This is a genomic window from Streptomyces sp. DvalAA-14 (assembly GCF_900091855.1).
GTDB lineage: Bacteria > Actinomycetota > Actinomycetes > Streptomycetales > Streptomycetaceae > Actinacidiphila.
The window spans coordinates 1-2,070 of sequence record NZ_FMCH01000520.1; the positions used below are offsets into that span (position 1 = coordinate 1).

Sequence of the window (2,070 nt, forward strand, 5' to 3'; positions counted from 1 at the left end):
GCTGCTGGTGCTCAACCGGGTGCGGCTGCACCGCCGTCGGCACGGGGTGCCGGCGGCGGTCGCGTTCTGGGCGGCGGTCCTGCTGCGGGAGACGTCGCGGGCCGCGATCGGCAAGGCGCCGAGCCGGGCCGCGGTGGGCGCGCTGCTCAGCCCGTCGAAGCTGCGCGCCCGCCCGGGTCCGGCGCCGGCCGCGCCGCGATCAGCGACTTCCTGACGCCCGGCGCCCGTTCGGCCGGCGCCCGTTCGCCCGGCGCCGCGAAGTGCCCGGGACGGGCGGGCCGGCCTACCACTGCGTATAGAAGCTGTTCGGGTTGACGAGGTAGCGGACGGTGGGGTGCGCCAGGTGCTCCACCCGGTGGGTGCGGGCGTAGCGGTGGATCAGCTCCCAGTCCTCCCGGGGCATCACCTCGGGGGTGCGGCGCAGCCGGCTGAAGCGCAGGGTGCGGTCGCGGCGGGCGACGAAGGCGTTGGTGTCCAGGAAGGACTCGCGGGCGGCCCGCCGGCGGTCGTAGGGCACCGAGAGCACGTCGTGCTCGCTGCCGTCGGGCAGCACCCGGCGCAGCGCGGTGTAGACGCCGTCGGGGCCGCCGGGCGCCCGCAGCGCGTCGAGGGCGCGGGCCAGGTGGTCGGGCTCCCAGAGGTTGTCGTCGTCCAGGAACGCGAGGTAGGTGGAGCGGCTCAGCCGGATGCCGACATTGCGGACGACACCGGCCACGGCGGTGTTGGCGGCCAGGGACACCGCGAACAGCCGCGGGTCGGCGGGGAGTTCGGGCAGCCCGGCGCCGTCGTCGACCACCACGACCACCTGGTCGGCCACCGTCTGGGCCAGGGCGGAGGCGATCGCGGCGCGCAGCGCCTCGGGGCGGCGGTGGGTGGCGATCACGGTGGCGACCAGTGCGGTGGGCGGCTGCGGGAGGGTGGCTGCCAGCCGGCGGACCTCGGCGTTCTCGCGGCGGCGCAGCCGCAGCGCGGACGGCGCCAGCAGCACCTTGTTCTTCGCCTCGAAGAGCACCAGCCAGCCGAAGGCGCCCTTCAGCAGGGTCCAGGGGGCCCGGGCGGCGCGGCGCAGCAGGGCCGCTCCCCCGGCGCCCGGCGCGCCGCCCCCGCTCACCGGTCCGCCTGCGGGGTCACGCTCCGGCCGTCCGACATGCGGTTGTTGCTCCATTCGTTGCCCGCGCCGCCCGGATCCCAGGCGGTGACCGCCCCGTAGGCCCCGGCGTTCGGGTAGTACTGGGTGGAGAAGACGTTGTTGGTGACCTTGATCCCGCTGGAGCCCTTGCTGCCGGCGTAGAGCGCGTAGGCGCCGCCGGCCAGCCAGTTGCCGTCCACGGTGACGTTGCGCACCGAGCCGGTGTCGGCGAACAGCCCGACGCTGCCGGACGCCCCGTGGTCCACGGGGGTGCTGTTGAGCAGGGTGTTGTGCCGGATGATCAGCCGGCCGGTGTTGCCGCCGTCGGAGATCACCGGGTCGGTGTGCTGCCACTCGCCGCCCTGGTTGGTGAAGGGCGTGATGTCGTGCACGAAGTTGTCGTGCAGATTGCCCTGGCCCATCGACAGGGAGTTGCCGAACACCGAGATGTCGCACCAGCCGACTTCGATCGAGCTGGTGCCCATGTTGGACACGCCGTAGTCCACGCCACCGTTGTCGGGGCCTTTGCCGGGCACCGCGGTGATGGTGGTGTGCAGCACCCGCAGGCCGCTGAAGCCGGACCGCAGGTTGATGCCCCACCAGTTGTCCGAGGTGATGCGGCTGTCGATGACGGTGACGTTGTTGGCGTAGATGTCCAGCGACCCGCTGATGTCCCAGCGGCTGATGACCGTGCCGTCGGTCTTCACCGTCAGCGCGCCGGTCCGGTGCGGCTTCATCGCCAGCCGGGGGCCGGTGGTGGCCGCGTCGGGGAAGCCGCCGGCGGACGCGGCGGCGCCGGACCCGGGTGTGGCGGCCGCGGTGGTGGGGTGCGCGCCGGGCGCGTGGGTGGTGGGGCGGGCCCGGCGCAGGCCGGGGGCGTTGGTGCGTCGAGGGCGGGGGGTGCGGGGGCGGCGGCCGGCGCGCTGGAGTCGACCGGGTCG

General features: G+C 74.7%; 2 protein-coding genes and 1 pseudogene. 1 reads left to right on the top strand and 2 read right to left on the bottom strand.

Features of this window, described 5'->3' with window-relative positions:
• Positions 1-214, top strand: a pseudogene (locus tag GA0115240_RS37300) (hypothetical protein); the annotation flags it as partial.
• Positions 215-283: 69 nt separating this feature from the next.
• On the opposite strand, the gene GA0115240_RS28040 reads toward GA0115240_RS37300, so the two are convergent.
• Positions 284-1,111 carry a glycosyltransferase family 2 protein gene (locus GA0115240_RS28040; RefSeq protein ID WP_256070031.1) on the bottom strand — a complete coding sequence of 276 codons (828 nt, stop codon included), beginning with the start codon at positions 1,109-1,111 and terminating at the stop codon, positions 284-286.
• The coding region (locus tag GA0115240_RS36380) for a hypothetical protein (RefSeq protein WP_161302508.1) at positions 1,108-2,070 on the bottom strand (963 nt) is incomplete at its 5' end. The genes GA0115240_RS28040 and GA0115240_RS36380, both read right to left, overlap by 4 nt.